Source organism: Streptomyces sp. NPDC050504 (assembly GCF_044458065.1).
Taxonomy (GTDB): domain Bacteria; phylum Actinomycetota; class Actinomycetes; order Streptomycetales; family Streptomycetaceae; genus Streptomyces.
On sequence record NZ_JBITHO010000006.1, the window covers coordinates 710956 to 730745 of the forward strand.

Sequence of the window (19790 nt, forward strand, 5' to 3'; positions counted from 1 at the left end):
GCACGGCCCGCCGCGCCGCCCCCTACGGAGCCCTTGGAGCCCCATGCCGATCCCACGTCTGCGCCCGGTCCTGGACGACCTGCCCGCCTACCGGCCGACCGACGGCGTGTACGGCGCGGCGGCGCGCGTCCTGCCGCTGTCCGCCAACGAGTCGCCGGACGCCCCGCTGCCCGGTGTGGTCGAGGCCATCGCCGACGCGGGCGCCACCGTGCACCGCTACCCCGATCCCGGCTGCACCGAGCTGACGGCGGCGATCGCCTGCGCGTACGGCGTGGCCCCCGACCGGGTCGCGGTGGGCGCGGGGTCGGTCGCGCTGCTCCAGACGCTGTTCCAGGCGGTGGCCGAGCCGGGCGCCGAAGTCGTATACGCCTGGCGGTCGTTCGAGCTGTACCCGGTGCTGGCCGATCTCGCCGCCGTCCGCTCGGTGCGGGTCCCGCTGCTGGCCGCGGGGCACGACCTGGCGGCGATGGCGCGGGCGGTCACCGCCGCCACCCGGCTGGTCGTCGTCTGCAATCCGAACAACCCGACGGGCACGGCGGTCGGCACCGACGAGCTGCGGGCGTTCCTGGACCGGATCCCGCCGACCTGCCTGGTGGCGGTGGACGAGGCGTACGTGGAGTACGTGCGGGCGCCCGGCGCGGCGAGTGCGCTCGCGCTCTGTCCCGCGTACCCGAACCTGGTGGTGCTGCGCACGTTCTCCAAGGCGTACGGCCTCGCGGGGCTGCGGGTCGGCCATCTGGTGGGCGCGCCCACCGTGGTCGAGCGGCTGCGCAAGGCGTGTCTGGCCTACGCGGTGAGCGCGGTCGCGCAGCGGGCGGCGCTCGCGGCGCTCGGCCTCGCCGAGCAGCTGCGCGAGCGGGTGGACGCCACGGTCGCCGAGCGCGGGCGGGTGCGCGCCGCGCTGCTGGCCGGGGACTGGGACGTGCCGGACGGGCAGGGCAACTTCCTCTGGCTCGAACTGGGCGGCGCGGCCGAGCGGTTCGGGCGGTGGTGTGCGGGCGAGGGCATCGCCGTGCGGACGTTCCCCGGTGAGGGAGTGCGCACGACGATCGGTTCGGCCGCGGACAACGACGCGTTCGTCGAGGCCTGCGCCCGGTGGCGCGGCCCCGGCCCCGCGGCGACGGCGATGCGGGCGGCGGCCTCGGCCGGCGCTCCGGCATCGGACACGACGGTGACGACGACGGTGGTGAAGTAGTGCGAGTTGGCAGCGCCATGCATGCCGTGCGCATGCTCGACGACAGTTCGCTCCTGCGCGAGGTGGTCGTGTCGCCCGGGATGTGCAGCGGCGGTTCGCTGGTCTTCGGCCGCATCGGGGACTGGACCTGGGAGGCGGTGGCGGCCGCCTGCCGGACGAACGTGCACGCCGCCCGTACGGCCCAGGGACAGCCCGCCTACCTGTCCTTCTACTACTACCACGTGCGCGGCGGGAAGGCCGTCCATCCGCACGGCCTGACCTTCGGCGACGAACTGCGGGTGAGTTCACGGGTGTTCCAGTTCGGCAGCCAGTCGGTGCTCACGCTGCACCGCCTCGCGCCCGCCGACCTGGACCTGCCCGACGAGCCGCTGGATCCGGCCGAGGTGTACGAACGGCCGCACCCGGACTGCCTGTACGCGGAGAACTTCAACCGCTGGATCGCGCGCAGCAGTCCCGGCAGCAACCAGCGGCTCGCGGAGGTGGCGCCGCCCGACTTCGCCTTCGCCGACCTGCCCAGGCTGCCCAACGCGTACTCGCCGCGCGCGGCGGTCGGGCGGGCCCGCGAGGCCGCCTCCTTCTGCTCGGTTCCCCCGCCGGGCTTCGAGGTCGTGGGCGGCGTGCACGCCTCGGAGTACCGGCTGGACGTGGCGCGGGACATCAACGGCGCGGGGCTCGTGTACTTCGCCTCGTACTTCTCGATCTTCGACACGGCGCTGCTGGGGCTGTGGCGCTCGCTGGGCCGCCCCGACGAGCTGTTCCCGCAGCGCAAGGTGATCGACCAGAAGGTCGGCTACTTCGGGAACGCGGACCCGGGCGCGGTCTTCGCGATCGACACCCGGCGGTGGCGCAGCGCGGCGCAGCCGGAGATCGAGATCGCCGACATGGCGCTGCGCGACGCGGCGACGGGGCGGCTGCTGGCCGTGACGGCCGTCGAGGTCGAGATCGGCTGACGTCGCGGGGCTCCGCCCCGGTTCAGGCCGCGGCCGGCAGTCCGTAGCGCACGCCCGTCAGCCGCTCCGAGAGGTCCCACAGGCGGCGGCCGGTCTCCGCGTCGGCCGCCGTGTCCGCGAGCGGCACCCGGGTGGGCGCGCCGCGCAGCTCGCCCCTGCCGTCGGGGCCGATGAACTCGCCGCCGCTCAGGCCCGGTTCGGTCGCCGCGTACAGCTGGGGCAGGGCGCCCCGGTCGGGGCGCTGGGCGAGCAGCGGGCCCGTGAGGTAGCCGAACACCCAGCGCACGAGCGCGACGGGCGCGCTGGTCTGGAGGTTGGTGGCGGTGAAACCGGGGTGGGCGAGGAGGCTGCGGACCGGGCTGCCCGCCTCGGTGAGGCGCAGGTGGAGCTGGTGGCCGAAGACCGCGTTGGCGAACTTGGACTGGTCGTAGAAGCCCATGGGCGAGTAGCCGCGCGCGCCGTCGACGTCGTCGAAGCGGATGCGGCCCTTGCGGTGGTTGAGGGAGCTGACCGTGACCACGCGGGGGTCGGTCCCGGCGGCCAGCAGGTCGAGCAGGAGTCCGGTGAGCGCGAAGTGGCCGAGGTGGTTGGCGGCGAACTGGAGTTCGTGGCCCTGGGCGCTGAGGGTGCGGGGCGGGGCCATCAGGCCCGCGTTGTTGACGAGGACGTCCAGCCGGTCGTGTTCGTCGTGCAGCCGGTCCGCGAAGGCGCGGACCGTGTCGAGGTCGGCGAGGTCGACGCGGCGCACGTCGAGGCGGGCGCCGGGCTGTTCGGCGGTGATCGCGGCGGCGGCCGCGCGCCCCTTGACCTCGTCGCGCACGGCGAGGACCACCCGTGCGCCCCGGCGGGCGAGCGCGCGGGCGGTGGCCAGGCCGAGGCCGCTGTTGGCCCCGGTGACGACGTGGACGCGGCCGGTCTGGTCCTGGATCCGTTCGGCGTTCCACTTCTGCTTCTGCGTCTGCCGATCTGCCATGCGGCACATGCTGCCCCTGATGGCACTAAGTGTCAACGTAGTCTCTGGATGCCACTCACGGCATTCGCTACCATGGCTGGGTGACCACACGCCCCGAACTCAGCCTCGCCCAGCGCAAGCGTCAGCTCGTCTCCGACGAACTGACCGAGACGGCGCTGCAACTGCTGGCCCTGAAGGGCTACGACGCGGTGACCATCGACGAGATCGCCGCGGGCGCGGGCGTGTCCAAACGGACGTTCTTCCGGTACTTCGCGTCGAAGGAGGACGTGGTCGTCCAGTTCCTGGCGGAGATGGGCACCGGGATCCGCGCCGAGCTGGCGTCCCGTCCCGCGGACGAGCGCGCTTCGGTGGCGCTGCGGCACGCGGTCTCGGTGCCGCTCAAGGAGTGCGCCGACCACTCCGAACGGGCCCTGCGCGTGGTGCGGTTGATCCTGCGCACACCCGCGTTGCTGGCGCGCTTCCTGGAGCGCCAGGCGCAGTGGCGCGACGACCTGACGGCGGAGCTGGTGCTACGGGCCGAGGGCACGGGCACAGGGGCGGGTGCGGCGGGCGGTGGCGACGACCTCTGGCCGAGGCTGGCGGCGGGGACGGCGCTCGCCGCCTTCGACGCCGTGCTGAACAGGTGGAGCGAGAACGACGGCGGCGAAGACCCGGTCGAACTGATCGACCGGGCCTTCGCCGTCATCGCGCCCGCGCTGGACGGGACCGGGTGAGGTCCCGCGGCACGGTCAGGTGCCGGACTTGCGCCCGTACACGTAGACCTCGTCGCCGTTGCGCAGCAGGCTCCAGTACTTGGCCGCCGCCGTCTTGGTCATGTTGACGCACCCGTGCGAGCCGGGCGGGGCCCAGACGCTGATGCCGACCGAGTGGAACGCCTGCCCGCCGTCGAAGAACTGGCTGTAGGGCATCGGCACGTTGTACAGGTTCGACACGTGGTCGATGTCGCGCCAGTAGACCTTCTTCAGTCCGGTGCGCGTCGCGTGTCCCTTGCGGCCGGTGCGCACTGCCACGGGCCCGTACACCAGCCTGCTGCCGTCCTGGATCCAGCTGAGCTGGTTGGTCAGGTCGACACAGGCTATGCGGCCCTTGTTGGTCGGGCACTTGCCCGCCTTGTTCGGCTTGTTGCCGATGGCCTTCTGCCGGTTCATCAGGTCCATGACCCCCCAGGTCACGGGACCCGCGAGACCGGCGTTCGGGCTGATCGAGTGCTTGGTCTGGAACGCCTTGATCGCCTTGCAGTCGGCGGCCGACTGCCTGCCGTCGACCGGGCGGCCGAGGAACTTCTCGACCTGCTTCTGGTACGCCCCCGTCTGCGTGGTGCACGAAGCCGCCTGCGCGCTCGTACCCCCGACGGCCATCGTGAGCGGCACCACGAGGCCGGTGATCCCCAGTGCGACGACTCCTCGTCTGCGAATGTCCCCCACGACTGTCTGCTCCTTGTGTGCGAATGATGCGCGTTGCGCATGGTGCGGGTCTGGCCGGATGCGCGTCGTGCGCGATCCACCTTCTAGACCGCGCGAGGGGCACCTGAGTTGCACCGCGGAATACGGCGGTTTGGTAACAGCCGCACCGGCGGCCACCTGCGGCGGGCTCCGGTGCGCACATCCTGGTGGGCCGGGACGGACGGACCGGGGAAACGGGGGTGCCCGATGGCGGGGATGGCCGCACACCTATGCGGCGGATGCGGGCACGCGCGCGGGGTGCACGCGATCTCGCTCGGCCGCTGCCTGGGCGCGCCGGACGACCTCTTCCCCTGCGGCTGCGCCCGGTTCTGGTGGCAGGACGAGCCCGAGGGCGCACCCGCCCCCGGTCCCCCTTCGGCGTCCGAGCCGGACGACGCGGAGGACTCCTGGTGGGCGCGGCAGCGGTCGCCGTACGACAACTGCGGCGGCTGCGGCGGGTAGTGACCGGGCGGCCGGGGGCCGCCTACCCGGCGGCTGCCTTGGCGACCAGGTTCCTGCGCCACTCCTGCAGCCGCTGCATCTCGTGGTCCCCCAGGTTCTCGTCGACGCCGTAGATCGTCCCCCGCTCCGCGGTGATCTCTTCGTCCAGGAGGTCCAGGGCCTCCTGGACGTCGCCGGCCAGCTCCAGTGCGACGATCAGGGAGTTGCGGATCGAACGGGTCTCGCGCTGCCGCCGCCAGTCGAAGGCCAGGGACTCGGCGTACAGGGCCCGCAGCAGGCGTACGCCCTCGGCGCACTCCCCGCTCTCGGCGAGGAACCGGGCGAGGTCCGCCCGGCGGCGATGGGCATCGGCGTGGTCGGAGCCGAGCAGCCGGACGGTGGTCTCCTCGACGGCCCGCGCCTCGGCGACCGCTCCGTCCAGGTCGCCGACCCTGCGGCGGTGCCACGCGAGCGCACTGCGCCACCTCAGGGTTTCGGGGTCCTCAGCCCCGAACTCCGCCGTCCTGTCGGCCACTTCCGCCTCGGACAGTCGAACGATGTCGGCGTGCAGCCCCTCGCCGAAAAGCCACCTGAAGACGCTCAAGCGGGCGGAGAGGGTCGCGGGATGCCAGCGACCCAGGCCCCGGGCGACCCCGTCGAGGTCCGCGTACACGTCCGGCCAGGACCGGGAAGCGGGCCGCGCCGCGTGCCTGAAGCGCCGCCCGACCCGCCAGGCGGCCGGTCCCCGGCCCGGCCGACGCCGCCCGTCGAGCGGCCCCCGACCGTCCAGGCTCCCCGGCCCCTCCGCATTCCCTGACATCAGAGCGCGCCTCCACCGTCGGTCCGCACCTGCCCGCAGGCTATCGGCCGCGGCCGGCCCTGCCCATGGCCCGCGTACCCTGACCCGATGGTCATCCCTCTGCCGCCCGGCGACTTCCGCGCCTACCTCTTCGACTGCGACGGCACCGTCGCCGACTCCATGCCCGTGCACCACCGCGCCTGGCAGCAGGCACTGGGCGAGTGGGGCTGCGACTTCCCCGAGGAGCGGTTCTACGCCTGGGGCGGGCGGTCCGTCGCCGACATCATCGGCTCGCTGAACGAGGCCCACGGCCTCGCCATGCCGGTGGAAGCGGTGGCGCTGCGCAGGGAGGAGCTGTTCCGGAAGCACCTGCCCGACGTCGCCCCCGTGCCGGGGATCGTGCCGCACATCGAGGACGCGTACGGCCGCATCCCCACGGCCGTGGTGTCGGGCAGCACCCGCGAGTCCGTCACGGCGTCGCTCACCGCGCTCGGTCTGCTCGACCGGTTCGACGCCCTGGTCTGCGCCGACGACTGCGAAAAGGGCAAGCCCGACCCCGAGGGCTACCTCAGGGCCGCCCGGATCCTGGGCGTCGCGCCCGAGCACTGCCTCGTCTTCGAGGACACCGAGCTGGGGATCCGGGCGGCGACCGCGGCGGGCATGGCGTCGGTCCGCGTCCCCCAGCCGCACGAGCGCTGAGGGACGGGGGCACACCGGCCGCGGTCGGGCCGGCTCAGACCTGGTAGCGCGCCGGGGCGAACAGGTGCGGGTGGTCCGCCACCCACTCCGACGTCCGCTTCAGCCCGTCCGTCAGCGACACCTCGGGCTCCCAGCCCGCCCAGGCGCGCGCCCGTCCGTTGTCCGAGAGCAGCCGCTCGACCTCGCTGCCCGACGGGCGCAGCCGCGCCGGGTCCACGACGACCTCCGCGTCCCTGCCGGAGGCTTCGACGAGCCGCCGCGCCAGGTCGCCGACGGCGATCTCGCGTCCCGTGCCGAGGTTGACGACCTCGCCGAGCGCGCGGTCGCAGGCGGCCAGCGCGAGGAAGCCGCGCGCGGTGTCGGTGACGTAGGTGAAGTCCCGCGTCGGGGTGAGCGAGCCGAGCCTGATCTCCCGTGCGCCCGCGTGGAGTTGGGCGAGGATGGTGGGGATGACGGCGCGCGCGGACTGGCGCGGGCCGTAGGTGTTGAAGGGGCGCACGACCGTCACGGGCAGTTCGAAGGCGTGCCAGTGCGACAGCGCCACCATGTCCGCGCCGATCTTCGACGCGGAGTACGGCGACTGGGGCTGGAGCGGGTGGTCCTCGCCGATCGGGGCGGTGCGCGCCGTGCCGTACACCTCGCTGGTCGAGGTGTGGACGAGGCGGCGCACCGCGTGTCGGCGGCAGGCCTCGGCGACGTTCTCCGTGCCCACGACGTTCGTCTGGACGTACGCGCCGGGCGAGTCGTAGCTGTACGGGATGCCGATCAGCGCGGCCAGGTGGAAGACCGTGTCGCAGCCCGCGACGGCGTCCGTGACGCGGCCCGCGTCGCGCACGTCGCCCGCGACGGTCTCGACGCGCGGATCGCCGATGAGGTGGGCGAGGTGGCCCTTCTCGGCGTACGGCTTGTAGTGCACGAACGCACGGACGCGCGCGCCCCGTTCGATGAGCAGGTCCACGAGCGTCGAGCCGATGAAGCCCTCCGCCCCGGTGACCAGGACGGTCCGGCCGGTCCAGTCGAAGCGCTCGGCGGAGGGGGCGGGGGCGGTGGTGGTGGTCATGCGGCGTTCTGCCTTTCGTACGAGGAGGTGTGCGGGGCGGAGGTGGTGTGCGGGGCGAGTGCGATGACCCGCTCCGCGAGGAGTTCGGCGGCGCGGGCGTGCGGGCCGGGGTCGGCGGCGCCGCTCATCGCCGCGAGCCTCGCCGGGTCGGCGAGCAGCGGCCCGACGAGGGCGTCGAGGCGTTCCGCCGTGGTGTCGGCGTCGGCGAGCAGCAGGCCCGCGCCCGCGTCGGTGAGCACCCGCGCGTTGTGCGTCTGGTGGTCGCCGGGGGCGTGCGGGTACGGCACGAGGACGGCGGGCACCCCGACGGTCGCCAGCTCCGCGACCGTCGCCGATCCGGCCCGGCACACCACCAGGTCGGCGGCGGCGTAGGCGAGGTCCATCCGGTCGAGGTAGGGGACGGCCCGGCCGATGGGGCCGAGGCGCCGGGCCGTCTCCGCGAGCGCGGCGGGCCCCGTCTTGACGAGGAGGTGCACGTCGTCGCGGGCCGCCCAGCGGTGGGAGAGCCCGACGGCGGCCTCGGTGAGCCGGGCCGCGCCGAGGCTGCCGCCGTTGAACAGCACGAGCCGTGCCCGGTCCGGCACGCCCAGTGCGCGGCGGGCCTCGGCGCGCAGTGCGGCGCGGTCGAGTCCCGCGATGGCGGCGGCGACGGGCATTCCGGTGGTGGTCGCGCCCGGCAGGTGGCCGGTGTCGAAGGCGACGGCGACGTTGCGGGTGAGCCTGGCCGCGAACCGGTTGGCCCGGCCGGGGACGGCGTTGGACTCGTGGATCAGGCTGGGCAGCCCGGCGAGGCGGGCGCCGAGCACGACGGGCGCGCTGGGGTAGCCGCCCATGCCGACGGCGACCTGTGCGCCCTGCTCGCGCAGGACGGCCCGCGCCTGCGCGCCGGACTTCAGGAGCGCGGCGGGCAGCAGGTAGCGGCGGGCGCCGAGCGCGGGGTCGAAGGGGATCATGTCGACGGTGTGCAGCCGGTAGCCGGCGGCCGGTACCAGCCCGCCTTCGAGGCCCCTGGTCGTACCGACGAAGGAGACGCGTGCGTCGGGGCGGGCCCGGCGCAGCGCGTCGGCGAGCGCGAGTCCGGGGTAGATGTGGCCCCCGGTGCCGCCCGCACCGATCACGACAGACAGTGGTGTGCGCATGTCCGGAACACTCGCGGAGCGGTTTAAGAGGGTTCTAAGACGCCGGTTTGGCAGGCTTTGCGCCATGGCAACCTTGCACAGCGCAGCAGCGAAGGTCCTGGTCGTGGACGACGAACCGGAGGTGAGGGAGGCGGTCGCGGACGGCCTGCGGGTGGCGGGGCACGAGGTGCGGGAGGCGGCGGACGGCCTCGCCGCGCTCTCGGAGGTGGCGGCCTGGCAGCCGGACGCGCTCGTGCTCGACGTGATGATGCCCGTACTGGACGGGCTCGCCGTCTGCCGCAGGCTGCGCGCGCTAGGCGACCGCACGCCGGTGATCGTGCTGACCGCGCTCGGTTCGGTGAGCGAGCGGGTCGACGGGCTGGACGCGGGCGCCGACGACTACCTGGTCAAGCCCTTCGCGCTGGACGAGCTGGCGGCGCGGGTGCGGGCGCTGCTGCGGCGGACCGCGCCGGATCCCGACGACGACGCGCTGCTGTCCTTCGCGGACCTGGTGGTCGACCCGGCGAGCCGCACGGGCTCCCGGGGCGGGCGGGCGCTGGAGTTCAGCCGCACCGAGTTCGCGCTGCTCGAACTGCTGCTGCGCCACCGAGGGCAGGTGCTCCCCAGGGAACTGATCCTGGAGCTGGTCTGGGGCCGGGACTTCGGCCCGGAATCCAACTCGCTCGCGGTGTACGTGGGTTACCTGCGCTGCAAGCTGGAGGCGGGCGGCGCGTCCCGGCTCGTGCACACGGTGCACGGCGTCGGCTACCGGCTGGACGTGCGGTGAGCGCGCGGCGCGGGCTCGGGGCGCGCTGGCGGCGACGGCGCCCGCTGCGCACCCGGCTGGCCGTCGCGACGTCGGCCGCCGTCGCCGCGGTGGCGCTGCTGGTCTGCACGGCGGCGTTCTTCGTCGTCCGCTACGAGCTGTACCACCAACTCGACCTGAACCTGACCCAGTCCGCGACCCTGGTCACCCAGCAGCGCGGGGACGCGACGCCGGGCGTCCGCGCGGGCGAGTGCCGTTTCCTGTCCGCGCCCGCCTGCGCGCAGGTGGTACCGGCCGCCCCCGGGCGCGACGCAGCCGACTACCTGCTGCCGGTCTCGGGTCCCGTGCGGGAGGTGGCGGCCGGTGAGCGCGCCCCGTACTTCACCAACATCACCCTGTTCGGCCGTCCGGTGCGGATGCTCACCACGCCGTTCGGCAGGGGCACGGCGCTTCAGGTGGCACTGCGCGCGGACACCGTCGAGAAGGGGGTGCGGCAGGCGACGTGGCTGCTGGTGACGGTCGGCGGCGCGGGCGTGCTGCTCGCGGCCGGTCTCGGCTCGTGGGTCGCGCGCCGGAGCCTGGCGCCCGTGGCGCGGCTCACCGCGACCGCCGAGCGGATCGCCGCGACGCGCGACGCGCGCCACCGCATCGAGCTGCCGCCCGCGCCTGCGGGCGCGTCGGGCAAGGAGGACGAGGTGACGCGGCTCGCGGCGACCTTCAACACCATGCTGGGCGAGCTGGAGCAGTCGGTCACCGCGCAGCGGCGGCTGGTCGCGGACGCCTCGCACGAGCTGCGCACCCCGCTGACCGCGCTGCGCACGAACGCCGAACTGCTGGCGCGCGCCGACCGGCTGACGGCCGCCCAGCGCGAGCGGGCGTCGGGCGCGCTCGCCCGTCAGCTGCGCGAGGTGACCGGGCTGGTGAACGACCTGGTCGAGCTGGCGCGGGACGAGGAGCCGCGGCCGCTGGTGGAGGAGGTCCGCCCGGCCGACCTGGTGGACCACGCGGTGGGCGCGGCCCGCGCGCACTGGCCGCAGACGGTCTTCACCGCGCACGTCGACGCGGCGGGCCGCGCGCGGACCCTGCCGGGGGTCCCGGCGCGGCTGTCCCGGCTGCTGACGAACCTCCTGGACAACGCGGCGAAGTTCAGCCCGCCGGGCGCGGCGGTGGAGGTGTACCTGAACGAACGGGAGTTGACGGTACGGGACCACGGTCCGGGCATCGCGCCCGACGACCTGCCCCACGTCTTCGACCGCTTCTACCGGGCGGAGGCCGCGCGGGCGCTGCCGGGCTCGGGGCTCGGCCTGGCGATGGCCCGCCAGATCGCGCGGGCGCACGGCGCGGAGCTGACGGCACGGAACGCGCCGGGCGGCGGCGCGGAGTTCCACCTGGAACTGCCCGAACCGCGCCCTACGGCCGCGCGAGCGCCGCACGCAGGTGCGCCACCGTCTCCGCACACGCGTCCCTGACGCTCTCGGCCTGGGCCGTCGTCCCCAGTTCGGTGAGCAGCAGCACCGCCGCCTCCACCGCGGCGGCCCGCACGGGCACCGTGCGCAGCGGGGCGAGGGCGGCCGTCGCCCGCTCCCCGGCCGAGGGGTTCGCGGGGGCGGAGGGGATCAGGGCGTGCACGCCGCGGCCGATGCCGCCCTCGCGGGCCGACGGGACTGCGGGCGGCACTGCGGACGGGACTGCGGGCGGGACTGAAGGTGCTGTCACGGCGCTCATTGTTCCGTACCCGCGCCCTTCGGCAGGGCCCGAAGACCCCGAGGGGTCCGGCCCTGTTCAGGCCCGTGCCGCCACGACCGCCAGCGTGGCGTACCGCGCGGTGAATTCGCCGCCCGCCGCGTCGATCGCGGCGCCCACGTCCGTGAGGACCGCCGCCCGCTGTCCAGGGCTCAGCTGGGCGTGCCCGCCGGTCGTGCGCAGGTGGTCCAGCCACTCCTCGCGCCCGTAGGTCCGCTCCCAGTCCAAGCGCCACCGCTCCGGCCCGGCGAACGCACCGGCCCGCCGCAGCCCGTCCTCCGCCCGCGCGCACAGCGCCCCGTACCCGTCCACGGCGGAGAGCGAGGGCTCGCCCGCGAGGAGCGAGCCCGGTGCGACGCGCGCGTAGATCCCGGCGAATTCCCGCGCGAGCGCGGCCGGGGGTTCGACCGCGTTCCAGAACACGGCGAGCGGGGCGCCCGGCCGCAGCGCGGACGCCGCGCGTCCGGCGCCCGCGACGGGGTCGATCCAGTGCCAGGCCTGACCGGAAACGGCCGCGTCGAACCGGCGGCCGGCCGGGTCCCAGTCCTCGAAGCCCGCGACCTCGCTCTCCACTCCGCCGCGGCGCGCCAGGTCGCCCATCCGGGCGTCGGGGTCCACGCCCAGCACGCGGCAGCCCGCCGCCGCGAACTGCCGGGCGACGATGCCGGTGCCGCTGCCGATGTCGAGCACGTACGGGCGCGGGTCCGGGCAGAGCGCGACGATCCGCTCCACCAGTTCCCGCGGGTAGTCGGGCCTGGCCCGGTCGTAGCGCGCGGCGTCCGCGCCGAACGACTCCGCCGTCCGCCGCTGCCGATGAGGCTCTATAGTGGGCATGCGCCCACTATGAATGGGCACATGCCCACTCGTCAACGGGTCAGGCCCGCAAGGAGATTCGCCATGCCGACAGGCGTAGCCATCCAGGACGCGCGCGAGCAGCTCTTCGCCGCCGCGGAACGCATCCTGCTCACGGGCGGCCCGAGCGTGCTCACCAGCAGGGCGGTCACCACGGAGGCGGGCTGCGCCAAGGGCGTGCTGCACCGGCACTTCAGCGACTTCGACGGCTTCCTGGCCGAACTGGTGCGGGACCGCGTCGCGCGCGTCGAGCGGCAGGGCGCCGCACTGCGCGGGGCCGCGGGCACCGGCACGGTCACCGATCACCTCACCGACGCCCTCACCGAGCTGTTCGGTTCCGTGGCCGTCGCGGTCGTCGGTCTCGTGACCTCGCGGGACGAGCTGCGGGCCAGGCTCCGCGAGACCACCCCGACCGGCGTACCGGTCCTGACGGAGGCCGCGGCGGCGCTCGCCTCGTACCTCGCGGCCGAGCGCGAGCTGGGCCGGATCGCGGCGGACGCCGACGTCGAGGTGCTCGCCCCCACCCTGATCGGCACGGGCCACCTGCTCTTCGCCGACCGCGGGGCCGCGCCCCCCGGGCGCGGGACGGTCCGTCAGACGGTGGGCGCGGTCGTCGCGGGCGTGCTCCGCTAGGGGCGCCCGCGACGGTCGGGTCAGCCGACGCGCTCGCCCGTCGCGCTGCCCTTCAGCCACTGCTCCCAGCTGAGGTTCCAGTCGCCGTAGCCGTTGCCGAAGGTGTCCATGGGCTTGCCCGCGCTCCCGACGACCTGCACCACGTCGCCCTTGCGGCTCAGCTCGTACAGCCACTTCGCGTCGGTCTCCGACATGCCGATGCAGCCGTGGCTCACGTTGCGCTTGCCGAAGTGCTCGGCGTTGTCGGGAGCCGCGTGGATGTACTCGCCGCTGATGGTCTCCCGCATGCTCCAGTCGTACGCGTCGTAGTAGCCGTCCGGGCTGTTGCGCGGGATGCCGATGGTCCGTGAATCCATGATGACGCGGCCGTCCTTGGACAGGATCGTCTTGATGCCGTCGCGGGTCTTGAACCGCTCCTCGCCACCGCTGATCGGTATGGTCCTGACCGGCTCGCCGCCCCGCACGACGGTCATGGTGTGGGCCTTGAGGTCGACGGTGCTCACCATCGACTCGCCGATCGTGAACGACACCCGGCGGTCGGCGGCGCCCGCCGCTCCCCCGGTGAGCCTGACCCGCTCCAGGCGGGCGTCGAGGCTCACCTTCGTCCCGGGCTTCCAGTACGTGCGCGGCCGGAAGTGCACCACCGTGTCGCCCTTGGCCTCGGCCCAGTGCCAGGCCCCGGTGACCTGCGGTGACGTACGCACGGAGAGGCGGCCCTCGATTCCGGCGCGCAGCGCGGGGTCGACGCGCTGGCCCTTGAAGACGATCGCGAGGGGCTGGCCGACGCCGACGGTCTCGCCGTTCTCGGGCGTGATCTGCGCACGGACCCGGCGGTGCGCGGAGCCGGTGACGAGTTCGGCGGCGGGCGGCGGGGTGGACACGGCCCTTGCGGGGGCGGAGGGGGCGGTGGGGGCGGTGGACGGCGCCTTCGGGGACCCGGTCGCCGCGGCGGCCACCCGTTCCCGGTCCTGCCGCTCGGTGCCACAGGCCGCCGTGGCGAGTACGAGAGCGGCGACCGCCGTCGGGACGAGAGCGGTCGAGAGTCGGGAACGGCGCATGCTTCCTCGGGTATTCAGGGAATCGGTGAATCGGCGATTCGGGGAACGGTGATCCGGTGAATCGGCGATTCGGGCCATAAAGGGGACAGGCCAGCCTAAGCGGGCGGGGCCGTCCCCCGGCCGGGTCCTTGGTCCCGGTCCGAGGGGTCCGAGGTCCCGGGCGCCGCGGCGTGGGCCAGGGCGCTGGGGGTCAGCCGGCCGACGATCGCCGGGGCCTCCCGGACCAGCGCCTCGTCGGTGAGCGCCGCCACCATGAACAGCGCGAAGTCCACCCGGCGCGTCAGGTCGCTGGCCAGGACCGGATCGCCCACGTGCCTGCTCCACACGGGCAGTCCCTGGCTCTCGCCCTCCTCCAGGCTGCTGCCGCGCACCACGGTCCAGCGGGCGTCGCTGGCGAACACCCTCCGGCACGCCTCCACCTGGTCGTCGATCTCCACCGCGCGCACGAGCTTGCCCAGCACGGCGGCGGCGCGGACCCCCAGGAGGAACAGCCGCGAGTACGCGTCCTTTCCGTCGCGCGTGATGTGCCAGCCGCAGGAGAAGACCAGGCGCGCGCCGGGCCGCGCGTGGTCGAGCACGGCCTGCGCCGTGCCCGACGCGTACTGCCGCACGCCCCAGGGCACCAGCACCGTCAGCACCCCGTCGCACCCCTCGACCGCCCGCCCGACGACCTCCGGGTCGTTCGTGGGTCCGGGGACGACGGTGATCCGGCCCTCGAACGCGGCGAGCTTCGGCACGCTGCGCTCCCGGCACACGCCGACCACCTCGTAACCGCGCTCCAGCGCGTGCCTGACCATGTACTGCCCGAGCTTGCCCGAGGCCCCGACGACGCAGACCTTCTTCATGCGTTCCGTACCCATGGCGCGGTCCTCCACCTTCACCGGCGTGCCGACCTTATGCTGTAAGGCAAGTTAGCCTTATGCCGTAAGACGGTCAAGGGAGCACGGAGGAGGGGCGGATGCCCGAGGGCGGGAAGAGGACCGGGAACGCCGGGAGGGCGGATGCGGGCGGGAGCGCCGCCGCGCGGAAGGGCCGGCGCGGCGCGTCGGAGCGCCTTCCGCTCAGCCGCGAGCGCGTGATCCGCGCGGCGGTGGCGGTGGCGGACGAGAAGGGGGCGGCCGCGCTCACCATGCGGGCCGTCGCCGAGCCGCTGGGGGTGGAGGCGATGTCGCTCTACCACCACGTGGCGGGCCGGGAGGACATGCTGGACGGCATGGTGGACGCGGTGTTCGCCGAGATCGACCTGCCGCCGCGGGACACGGACTGGAAGAGCGCCGTGCGCCACCGCGCGCTCTCCGCCCGCGCGGCCCTCCTGCGCCACCCGTGGGCCGTCGGTCTGATGGACTCCCGGTCCCGGCCGGGGCCCGCGACGCTGCGTCACCACGACGCCGTCATCGGGGCGTTCCGCGCCGGAGGCTTCTCCGTGCCGATGGCCGCGCACGCCGTCTCGCTGGTCGACAGCTATCTGTACGGCTTCGTGCTCCAGGAGACGAGCCTGCCGTTCAAGGGCGCGGCGGAACTGGACGAGGTGGCGGGCGCGATCCTCGACGGGATGCCCGACGACGCCTACCCCCACCTCGCCGAGCTGGCCGGACACGTCCTGCGGCCCGGCTACGACTACGCCGACGAGTTCGCCTTCGGCCTCGGCCTGGTCCTCGACGCCCTCGGCCCGGACGCGCTCCAGCAGCCCTGACGCCCCTCCCTCCCCCCTTCCTTCCCCCGGGGGCCGGGGGGGCTTACGCCTCCAGCACCAGCAGGACGTGCTCGGCGTCGTCGTACCAGTCGGTCTCCGCGCGCCGGAAGCCGTGCTTCTCCAGCAGCCTCACCGAGCCGGTGTTGCCCTCGTGCGGGTCGGCGTAGAGCGGGCGCTCGCGTTCGAGACCGAGGAAGAGTCCCAGCGCTTCCGTGCCTATGCCCCGGCCCCAGTACGGCCTGCCCAGCCAGTACCCGATGAAGCGCCGCTCCCCGTCCCACCACGCCACGACGTTGCCCGCGAGCTCGCCGTCGACCGTGACGGCCTGGACGCGGTTGGCGGGGTCGCCGAGGACCCTCGTCCTCCAGTGCGTCATGAAGGCGTCCCTGGCCCTGGGCGTGAACCGGGAGCGCCTGGCGGCCTCTTCGTCGTTCTCCTGCTCGAAGAACGTCTCCAGATCGGCCTGTTCGACGTCCCGCAACTGCACGTGGTTGTCCATGGCCCAGAGTCTGGCACCCGCCACTGACAATGGCCCGTGACCTGGGCGAACACCCTCAGCCGAACTGGCTGAGCGTCCCCAGGACCGTGTCGACCGCGCTGTGCACGGCGGACGCCGCCGCCGTGTCTGCGAGGTAGAAGCCGAACCCGGCGCAGATGAGGGCGTGCGACACCTTCGTGCCGCCCTTGCGGCACAGGATGACGGCGGCCCCCGCCAGCACGAGCACGAGTGAGAGATGGAGGGATGGCACGCGGTTCACCTCGCGGTCCCCGAGGCTGGTGTGCGTCGGCCGCCGCACCGGGCGGCAGCCTCGCCGCCCACGCTACGTCCGCCCGCGCACGCCCGCCACACGACCGGTCACGCGCCGTCAACGAAGGAGGTCGGACCACCTCGACCGGGTGAGCGGCCGGGTGGCCGCCGCCTCCGGCACCCGCGCCGCCGACCCGGCACCGGGGCCGACGGACCCGGGGCGCGACTCCGCTGGAGCGCCGGACCCGGCCCCCGTACCCGCCCTGGCATGCTGGCCCCATGCCGACGCCGATGCCTCCGCAGCCGACCGCACCGTCCTTCGAGGGGCTGCGGATAGCGGCCCGCGGCGTCACCCAGGAGGTCAAGGGCGCGGGGCGGGTGCTGAACGGCGTCTCCTTCGACGTGGCCCCCGGCCGCCTCACCGCAATCGCCGGGAGCAGCGGCGCGGGCAAGACCGTGCTGCTCCAGTCACTGGCCGGGCTGCGGGCGCCCACGGCCGGGGACGTGCTGCACGACGGGGCGCGTCCCGGCCCTCCGGGGCGGGACTTCGGGTTCGTGCCGCAGGACGACATCATCCACCTCGACCTGCCGCTGCGGCGCACCCTGACGTACGCGGCGGGGCTGCGCATGCCGCCCGGCACCGCGCCCGGCGCGCTCGCGTCCGCCGTCGGCCGCGCGCTGGACGCGCTCGGCCTGGCGCACCGGGCGGACACGCCCGTGCGGGCACTCAGCGGCGGCGAGCGCAAACGGGCGTGCGTCGCGGTCGAGTTGCTGACCAGGCCGCGCGTGCTCTTCCTCGACGAGCCGACGTCCGGGCTCGACCCGGTCACCGGCGCCGCGCTGCTGCGGACCCTGCGCGGGCTCGCCGACGCGGGCACCACGGTCGTGCTGACCACCCACGTGCCGGCCGATCTGCCGCGCTGCGACCGGGTGGTGTTCCTCTCGCCCGGCGGCGAGGTCGCGTTCGCCGGGGACGCGGCCGCGCTGTGCGGGGCGTTCGGCGTCGGCACGCCGGAGGAGGTGTACGAGGCGGTGGCCGACGGGGCGCGCGCCGCCACCGCACCCGTCTCGCCCCCGCACGACCCCGTCGACGTCCCTGCCCGGGTGCCGGAAGCGCCGCGCACCGGTGCCGTGCGCCAGTGGGCGCTGCTCACCCGGCGCGGCGTCGCGCTGCTGCTGCACAACCGGCTGTCGGTCGCCGTCCTCGCGGGCTCGCCCGTGATGATCGTGGCGATGTTCGCCGTGCTGTTCCGCGCGGGCGCCTTCGACCCCGAGTCGCCCGACCCCGGGTCCACCGCGATGATCATGTTCTGGATCGCCTTCGGGGCGTTCTTCTTCGGGCTGACGTACGGGCTGCTGCAGATCTGCGCGGAGTTGCACGTGCTGCGCCGCGAGTGGCTGGCGGGGGTGCGGCTCGGGCCGTACGTCGCGGCGAAGCTCACCACCATGCTGCCGGTGCTCGCGTCCGCGGACGCGCTGCTGCTCGCCGTGTTGCGCGCGCTGGACCGGCTTCCGGCGGCGGGCTGGGCCACGTACGCCTCGCTGTACGCGTCGAGCCTGCTGGCCTCGGCCGCCGCGCTGGCGCTCGGGCTGCTGGCGTCGGCCGCCGTGACGGACCCCGGTCAGGCGACGCTGATGCTGCCGCTGCTCTGCTTCCCGCAGGTGCTGTTCTCGGGGGCGTTCGTCCCCGTGCCGCGCATGACGGTCGCCGGGGAGGCGCTCAGCTGGGCGATGACGAACCGCTGGGCCTTCGAGGCGCTGGGCAGCGGGGTCGGTCTGGAGGAACTGTGGCGGGACGGCGGTTCACCGCTGGGGCCGCCGCTGCTGGCTTCGTACGGCGACTCCTTCGGCCACCCGGCGGGCCGGGGGTGGCTGGTGCTCGCGGGCTTCACACTGGTGTTCCTCGCGGGCACGTGGGCGGTGCTGGTGCGCAAGTGCCGTACGGGCGCGGAGGGTTCCAGGGCGGGCCGCTGAAAGCCCGTCGGGCGGACGGCGGCAATGTCGGGCCGCTGAAGGCCTCCCGGGCGGACGACGGCAGTGTGACGGCGGGCCTAGCAGCCCTCCCGCGCCGCCAGGCCCGCCGCGCTCGGTACCCGGTCGCGGTAGGTGTCCCGGACGAAGGCCAGGAAGACATCGACGTCCCTGGGCTGCGACGCCGGGCCCAGGGACACCCGGACCGCACCCGCCGACGGCAGGCCGAGCAGTTCCAGGTACTCCTCCAGGGACCCGGCCTCCTCCCGGGCCGCCGCGCGCAGTCGGCGCAGCGGCAGGCCGAACGCCGCCTCCCCCGCCCCCGGGTTGCAGAAACAGCCCGTGCGCAGCGAGATGCCGCGCCCGCCGCTCTCGCGGGCGACGATCCGTTCGTCCACGATCCGGCCGTCCGCGCCGAGCACGTTCAGCGCGACCGTCCCGCCGCGCGCCGCCTCGCCGCTGCCGGGGCCGTACACCCTGACCATCGGGCTGCCGTCGCTGTGGCGCAGGGCGGCGACGCCCGTGAGCATCCGGTCGGTCAGCGCGGCGACGTGGTCGTGGACGCGGGCCAGGCCCAGGCCGTCGATCCACTCCAGTCCGGCGGTCACGTCCGGTACGGCGAGGAAGTTGACGGTGCCGTCCTCGAAGGCCGCCTCGTCCTCGGCGAGCACGTGCCACTGCGCCTGCGCGCTGACCGCGTAGATCGTGCCGCCGGAGAACCAGGGGCGGCGCAGTGCGCGCAGCGCCTCGCGGCGGGCGATCAGGCTGCCCACGCCGGTCGGGTGGCCGAAGACCTTGTACCAGCTGACCACGGTGAAGTCCGGGTGGAAGCGGCTGAGGTCGAGCGGGTTGGCGGGGGCGTAGGCGGCGGCGTCGAGCAGCACGTCGTAACCGAGTGCCTTGGCTCCCGCCAGCCACTCCAGGGAGTGCTGCACGCCGGTGAAGTTGCTCTGCGCGGGGTAGACGAAGAGACCGCGCGGGGTGCCGCGGCGCGGGGCGCGCAGGGCGGTGCGGAGCCGGTCGTGCCTCTCCCGGCCGGCGAGCGCCGCGCGCAGGCGCCGTTCGTCGACGCGCAGGGCGGGCCCGCTCACGGGGACGTAGTGGGTGCGCGCGCCGCGCGCGGCGGCGAACTCCCGCAGTCCGTTGACGGAGTTGTGGTTGTCCAGCGTCAGCACGAGTCTGCTGTGCGGGGTGAACGGATACGCCTCGCCGACCAGCCGCAGCGCGCCCGTCGCGTTGGCCGTGAACACCACGGCGTACTCCGCGGGGTCGGCGTTGAAGTGGCGCAGCACCGCGTCGCGCGCCTCGGCGAGCAGCCGCCCCGACGCGCGGGACGCGGGGCTCTCGGAGTGCGGGTTGCCGTAGCAGCCTGCGGTGATGCGGGCGGCGCTCGCGTGGACGAGCGAGCTGGGCGGCAGGCCGGCGCCCGTGTGGTCGAGGTAGGTGTGGCCGCCCGCGTCGAGGTAGCCGAACTCCCGCTCGCGCAGCTCCGCGAACCCCATGCTCTTCGACGCGTCCACGGCCGTCCTCCGCTCTCCGGCCCGGCGCGGCGCGGGCCGACGGTTCTCCGGGGCCCGGCGCGGGCCGGGGGCGCGCTTTCCCCGCCGGCGTGCGCCCCCATGCGCAGTCTGCCGCCCCGCGAGCGCCCC

Annotated in this window: 22 protein-coding genes; 10 read left to right on the plus strand and 12 right to left on the minus strand. The window is 74.6% G+C overall.

The window, feature by feature from the left end; translation table 11 throughout:
• The first annotated feature begins 43 nt into the window (after positions 1 to 43).
• Complete coding sequence (locus ACIBNE_RS25735; protein WP_399275355.1) at positions 44 to 1195, plus strand: histidinol-phosphate transaminase; 1152 nt, start codon at positions 44 to 46, stop codon at positions 1193 to 1195.
• 32 nt (positions 1196 to 1227) lie between these two features.
• The gene (locus ACIBNE_RS25740) at positions 1228 to 2145 is read left to right on the plus strand and encodes an LnmK family bifunctional acyltransferase/decarboxylase (protein WP_399275358.1); all 918 of its coding nucleotides are present in this window, start codon (positions 1228 to 1230) and stop codon (positions 2143 to 2145) included.
• A 22-nt stretch (positions 2146 to 2167) separates the two neighbouring features.
• Here the strand turns inward: ACIBNE_RS25740 and ACIBNE_RS25745 are convergent, their stop codons facing one another.
• Positions 2168 to 3118, minus strand: a complete 951-nt coding sequence (locus tag ACIBNE_RS25745; protein WP_399275359.1) for an oxidoreductase — start codon at positions 3116 to 3118, stop codon at positions 2168 to 2170.
• 80 nt (positions 3119 to 3198) lie between these two features.
• On the opposite strand from ACIBNE_RS25745, the gene ACIBNE_RS25750 reads away from it, so the two are divergent.
• Entirely contained in the window at positions 3199 to 3831 is a 633-nt protein-coding gene (locus tag ACIBNE_RS25750) for a TetR family transcriptional regulator (RefSeq protein WP_399275361.1), read from the plus strand.
• Positions 3832 to 3846: 15 nt separating this feature from the next.
• Here the strand turns inward: ACIBNE_RS25750 and ACIBNE_RS25755 are convergent, their stop codons facing one another.
• The gene (locus tag ACIBNE_RS25755; protein ID WP_399275362.1) at positions 3847 to 4542 is read right to left on the minus strand and encodes a L,D-transpeptidase family protein; all 696 of its coding nucleotides are present in this window, start codon (positions 4540 to 4542) and stop codon (positions 3847 to 3849) included.
• Between the two features lie 234 nt (positions 4543 to 4776).
• Between ACIBNE_RS25755 and ACIBNE_RS25760 the strand changes: the two genes are divergently transcribed.
• Positions 4777 to 5022 (plus strand): hypothetical protein, encoded by a 246-nt coding sequence (locus ACIBNE_RS25760; RefSeq protein ID WP_399275364.1) that lies wholly within the window; start codon positions 4777 to 4779, stop codon positions 5020 to 5022.
• A 22-nt stretch (positions 5023 to 5044) separates the two neighbouring features.
• On the opposite strand, the gene ACIBNE_RS25765 is transcribed toward ACIBNE_RS25760, so the two are convergent.
• Positions 5045 to 5821, minus strand: coding sequence for a hypothetical protein (locus tag ACIBNE_RS25765; protein ID WP_399275366.1), 777 nt, complete (start codon positions 5819 to 5821; stop codon positions 5045 to 5047).
• An 87-nt stretch (positions 5822 to 5908) separates the two neighbouring features.
• Here ACIBNE_RS25765 and ACIBNE_RS25770 point away from each other — a divergent pair, with 87 nt between their 5' ends.
• Positions 5909 to 6499, plus strand: a complete 591-nt coding sequence (locus ACIBNE_RS25770; RefSeq protein WP_399275368.1) for an HAD family hydrolase — start codon at positions 5909 to 5911, stop codon at positions 6497 to 6499.
• A gap of 34 nt (positions 6500 to 6533) precedes the next feature.
• Here the strand turns inward: ACIBNE_RS25770 and ACIBNE_RS25775 are convergent, their stop codons facing one another.
• Positions 6534 to 7559, minus strand: coding sequence for a GDP-mannose 4,6-dehydratase (locus ACIBNE_RS25775; protein WP_399275370.1), 1026 nt, complete (start codon positions 7557 to 7559; stop codon positions 6534 to 6536).
• Entirely contained in the window at positions 7556 to 8698 is a 1143-nt protein-coding gene (locus ACIBNE_RS25780; RefSeq protein WP_399275372.1) for a UDP-N-acetylglucosamine--N-acetylmuramyl-(pentapeptide) pyrophosphoryl-undecaprenol N-acetylglucosamine transferase, read from the minus strand. The genes ACIBNE_RS25775 and ACIBNE_RS25780 overlap by 4 nt, the downstream gene beginning before the upstream one ends.
• A gap of 64 nt (positions 8699 to 8762) precedes the next feature.
• On the opposite strand from ACIBNE_RS25780, the gene ACIBNE_RS25785 reads away from it, so the two are divergent.
• Together ACIBNE_RS25785 and ACIBNE_RS25790 are read left to right on the plus strand one after the other, a co-directional pair.
• Positions 8763 to 9464 (plus strand): response regulator transcription factor, encoded by a 702-nt coding sequence (locus ACIBNE_RS25785; RefSeq protein ID WP_399275373.1) that lies wholly within the window; start codon positions 8763 to 8765, stop codon positions 9462 to 9464.
• Positions 9461 to 10912: a sensor histidine kinase gene (locus tag ACIBNE_RS25790; protein WP_399275375.1), complete on the plus strand. Its 1452-nt coding sequence runs from the start codon at positions 9461 to 9463 to the stop codon at positions 10910 to 10912. Before ACIBNE_RS25785 ends, ACIBNE_RS25790 begins: the two co-directional genes overlap by 4 nt.
• Here ACIBNE_RS25790 and ACIBNE_RS25795 read toward each other — a convergent pair.
• Entirely contained in the window at positions 10854 to 11159 is a 306-nt protein-coding gene (locus ACIBNE_RS25795; RefSeq protein ID WP_399275377.1) for a hypothetical protein, read from the minus strand. The two genes, ACIBNE_RS25790 and ACIBNE_RS25795, sit on opposite strands and share 59 nt — an antisense overlap.
• A gap of 66 nt (positions 11160 to 11225) precedes the next feature.
• The gene (locus ACIBNE_RS25800; RefSeq protein ID WP_399275379.1) at positions 11226 to 12020 is read right to left on the minus strand and encodes a class I SAM-dependent methyltransferase; all 795 of its coding nucleotides are present in this window, start codon (positions 12018 to 12020) and stop codon (positions 11226 to 11228) included.
• A 63-nt stretch (positions 12021 to 12083) separates the two neighbouring features.
• Here ACIBNE_RS25800 and ACIBNE_RS25805 point away from each other — a divergent pair, with 63 nt between their 5' ends.
• Positions 12084 to 12671: a TetR/AcrR family transcriptional regulator gene (locus tag ACIBNE_RS25805; RefSeq protein WP_399275380.1), complete on the plus strand. Its 588-nt coding sequence runs from the start codon at positions 12084 to 12086 to the stop codon at positions 12669 to 12671.
• A 20-nt stretch (positions 12672 to 12691) separates the two neighbouring features.
• Here ACIBNE_RS25805 and ACIBNE_RS25810 read toward each other — a convergent pair whose 3' ends face one another.
• Positions 12692 to 13729, minus strand: coding sequence for an Ig-like domain-containing protein (locus tag ACIBNE_RS25810; RefSeq protein ID WP_399275382.1), 1038 nt, complete (start codon positions 13727 to 13729; stop codon positions 12692 to 12694).
• A gap of 95 nt (positions 13730 to 13824) precedes the next feature.
• Positions 13825 to 14589 carry an NAD(P)-dependent oxidoreductase gene (locus ACIBNE_RS25815; RefSeq protein WP_399275384.1) on the minus strand — a complete coding sequence of 255 codons (765 nt, stop codon included), beginning with the start codon at positions 14587 to 14589 and terminating at the stop codon, positions 13825 to 13827.
• A 98-nt stretch (positions 14590 to 14687) separates the two neighbouring features.
• Here ACIBNE_RS25815 and ACIBNE_RS25820 point away from each other — a divergent pair, with 98 nt between their 5' ends.
• The gene (locus ACIBNE_RS25820) at positions 14688 to 15422 is read left to right on the plus strand and encodes a TetR/AcrR family transcriptional regulator (protein ID WP_399275386.1); all 735 of its coding nucleotides are present in this window, start codon (positions 14688 to 14690) and stop codon (positions 15420 to 15422) included.
• A gap of 43 nt (positions 15423 to 15465) precedes the next feature.
• Here ACIBNE_RS25820 and ACIBNE_RS25825 read toward each other — a convergent pair whose 3' ends face one another.
• Positions 15466 to 15921: a GNAT family N-acetyltransferase gene (locus ACIBNE_RS25825; protein WP_399275388.1), complete on the minus strand. Its 456-nt coding sequence runs from the start codon at positions 15919 to 15921 to the stop codon at positions 15466 to 15468.
• A gap of 55 nt (positions 15922 to 15976) precedes the next feature.
• Positions 15977 to 16171 carry a hypothetical protein gene (locus tag ACIBNE_RS25830; RefSeq protein ID WP_399275390.1) on the minus strand — a complete coding sequence of 65 codons (195 nt, stop codon included), beginning with the start codon at positions 16169 to 16171 and terminating at the stop codon, positions 15977 to 15979.
• Positions 16172 to 16449: 278 nt separating this feature from the next.
• On the opposite strand from ACIBNE_RS25830, the gene ACIBNE_RS25835 reads away from it, so the two are divergent.
• Positions 16450 to 18144 carry an ATP-binding cassette domain-containing protein gene (locus tag ACIBNE_RS25835; RefSeq protein WP_399275393.1) on the plus strand — a complete coding sequence of 565 codons (1695 nt, stop codon included), beginning with the start codon at positions 16450 to 16452 and terminating at the stop codon, positions 18142 to 18144.
• A gap of 77 nt (positions 18145 to 18221) precedes the next feature.
• Here the strand turns inward: ACIBNE_RS25835 and ACIBNE_RS25840 are convergent, their stop codons facing one another.
• Complete coding sequence (locus tag ACIBNE_RS25840; protein ID WP_399275447.1) at positions 18222 to 19643, minus strand: aminotransferase class V-fold PLP-dependent enzyme; 1422 nt, start codon at positions 19641 to 19643, stop codon at positions 18222 to 18224.
• Positions 19644 to 19790 lie beyond the last annotated feature (147 nt).

Coding starts and splice junctions, on each gene's coding strand:
- ACIBNE_RS25745 (WP_399275359.1), bottom strand. CDS start 3,118: ATGGCAGATCGGCAGACGCAGAAGCAGAAGTGGAACGCCGAACGGATC.
- ACIBNE_RS25840 (WP_399275447.1), bottom strand. CDS start 19,643: ATGGGGTTCGCGGAGCTGCGCGAGCGGGAGTTCGGCTACCTCGACGCG.
- ACIBNE_RS25810 (WP_399275382.1), bottom strand. CDS start 13,729: ATGCGCCGTTCCCGACTCTCGACCGCTCTCGTCCCGACGGCGGTCGCC.
- ACIBNE_RS25835 (WP_399275393.1), top strand. CDS start 16,450: ATGCCGACGCCGATGCCTCCGCAGCCGACCGCACCGTCCTTCGAGGGG.
- ACIBNE_RS25760 (WP_399275364.1), top strand. CDS start 4,777: ATGGCCGCACACCTATGCGGCGGATGCGGGCACGCGCGCGGGGTGCAC.
- ACIBNE_RS25735 (WP_399275355.1), top strand. CDS start 44: ATGCCGATCCCACGTCTGCGCCCGGTCCTGGACGACCTGCCCGCCTAC.
- ACIBNE_RS25765 (WP_399275366.1), bottom strand. CDS start 5,821: ATGTCAGGGAATGCGGAGGGGCCGGGGAGCCTGGACGGTCGGGGGCCG.
- ACIBNE_RS25800 (WP_399275379.1), bottom strand. CDS start 12,020: ATGCCCACTATAGAGCCTCATCGGCAGCGGCGGACGGCGGAGTCGTTC.
- ACIBNE_RS25815 (WP_399275384.1), bottom strand. CDS start 14,589: ATGGGTACGGAACGCATGAAGAAGGTCTGCGTCGTCGGGGCCTCGGGC.
- ACIBNE_RS25785 (WP_399275373.1), top strand. CDS start 8,763: ATGGCAACCTTGCACAGCGCAGCAGCGAAGGTCCTGGTCGTGGACGAC.
- ACIBNE_RS25740 (WP_399275358.1), top strand. CDS start 1,228: ATGCTCGACGACAGTTCGCTCCTGCGCGAGGTGGTCGTGTCGCCCGGG.
- ACIBNE_RS25775 (WP_399275370.1), bottom strand. CDS start 7,559: ATGACCACCACCACCGCCCCCGCCCCCTCCGCCGAGCGCTTCGACTGG.
- ACIBNE_RS25820 (WP_399275386.1), top strand. CDS start 14,688: ATGCCCGAGGGCGGGAAGAGGACCGGGAACGCCGGGAGGGCGGATGCG.
- ACIBNE_RS25825 (WP_399275388.1), bottom strand. CDS start 15,921: ATGGACAACCACGTGCAGTTGCGGGACGTCGAACAGGCCGATCTGGAG.
- ACIBNE_RS25770 (WP_399275368.1), top strand. CDS start 5,909: ATGGTCATCCCTCTGCCGCCCGGCGACTTCCGCGCCTACCTCTTCGAC.
- ACIBNE_RS25805 (WP_399275380.1), top strand. CDS start 12,084: ATGCCGACAGGCGTAGCCATCCAGGACGCGCGCGAGCAGCTCTTCGCC.
- ACIBNE_RS25780 (WP_399275372.1), bottom strand. CDS start 8,698: ATGCGCACACCACTGTCTGTCGTGATCGGTGCGGGCGGCACCGGGGGC.